The sequence below is a fragment of the Levilactobacillus andaensis genome (assembly GCF_016861695.1).
Classification (GTDB): Bacteria; Bacillota; Bacilli; order Lactobacillales; family Lactobacillaceae; genus Levilactobacillus; species Levilactobacillus andaensis.
Genome location: NZ_BOLP01000039.1, coordinates 1 through 1,379, shown reverse-complemented (window position 1 = coordinate 1,379; position 1,379 = coordinate 1). Strand labels below are relative to the sequence as shown.

The 1,379-nt window shown below is 50.2% G+C and carries 1 protein-coding gene; it reads left to right on the top strand.

Annotated elements, in window-relative coordinates; translation table 11 throughout:
• A partial coding sequence (locus JUF10_RS14285) for a chromo domain-containing protein (protein WP_203643419.1) occupies positions 1–778 on the top strand: 778 nt, incomplete at its 5' end.
• Between the last annotated feature and the right edge of the window lie 601 nt (positions 779–1,379).

Here is a 1,379-nt window from a genome sequence, read left to right as displayed (position 1 = left end):
TGGCCAAACCGAACGAGCAAATCAGGAAGTAGAGAAATACATCCGCCTCTATGTGGGACGACGACAAGATGACTGGGCAGAGCACCTTCCCATGGCGGAGTTTGTGATTAACTCACGGACTCATTCTGCGCTAGGCATGTCCCCGTTCGAGCTAACCTACGGCTATCTTCCCCTGTTCAATATCCCAGTGGGCCAACGCAGCGGTATTCCAGCTGTGGATGACCGTATACGGATTCTCCGAGAAGCGCGACAAGATGCCGGAGCTGCCTTACACCTAGGAAAGAAACAACAGAAGGAGGGATACGAACGCGGGAAGCGGAAAGCTCATCAATTTAAAGTTGGAGACCTAGTCTGGCTCAGTGCAGAGGACATTAACCTTCAGCTTTCCAGTGAAAAGTTAGGAGATCGACAGCTTGGCCCTTATCGCATTCTGGAGAAAATTGGCCCTTTAGACTACCGCCTTGACCTTCCCCTATCCCTAGATCGCCTCCATCCCGTCTTCCATGTTGATAAACTATACCCCTGGAAAGGTAACTCCATTAATGGCGAAATACCAACACCACCAGAGCCGGTATACTTAGAGGATGAAGACGAACCGGAATACGAAGTAGAGGAGATCTTAGACAGCCGGGTTCGATGGAAGAAGTTGGAATATTTGGTTAAGTGGAAAGGTTACGACGCAGGGCACAACTCTTGGGAACCCGCAGCCAACCTCAGTCGAGCACCAAAAATTGTTCGGGCCTTTCATAAAAAACACCCAACAGCGGCAAAGCCTTGACCATCGAGGGCAATGGTCATAAGGAGGGGGGTAATGTCATAAAGTACGCAGCCCCTATCATTTTCCTTTTCTCACCGTCTCGACGCCTTTACTTGTACGATACATCATCCCATCACTGTCAAACCCCCATCGATTACTGATCCACCTGACCCATCTTCTCTTTCTACTGGCTTCCGCCACCTTCCTTGTTCCTAAACTGTACAGTATTACATCGTTGTTTCTCGCAGACTAGATTATGTATATATAGCCAACCCTCCACAGCCTGGTCCCTTATCTTGACCTCTCTGTCATTATCTGGGACCAGGTATGTGCTTACTTATTATTACCTATGACTACGATACTCAATATATCTCTGTCATTATCTGGGACCAGTTCGCCTCCGCTCCGCTTAGTCGCTCCGCCTCACTCACCTGCTTAGTCGCTCCGCCTCTCTGCCTGGCTTAGTCACCCCGCTTCCTGCTCCGCTAGTCACTCCGCCTCTGCCGCTTCGTGACATTAGGTCAAGATCCATTACTGCACTGACAGCCTACCGATAAGGTTGTCCTTGCAGGATCCGTAGACACCACGTCTTCCCCAGTCCCGCCCGATTCTGAAACACCTG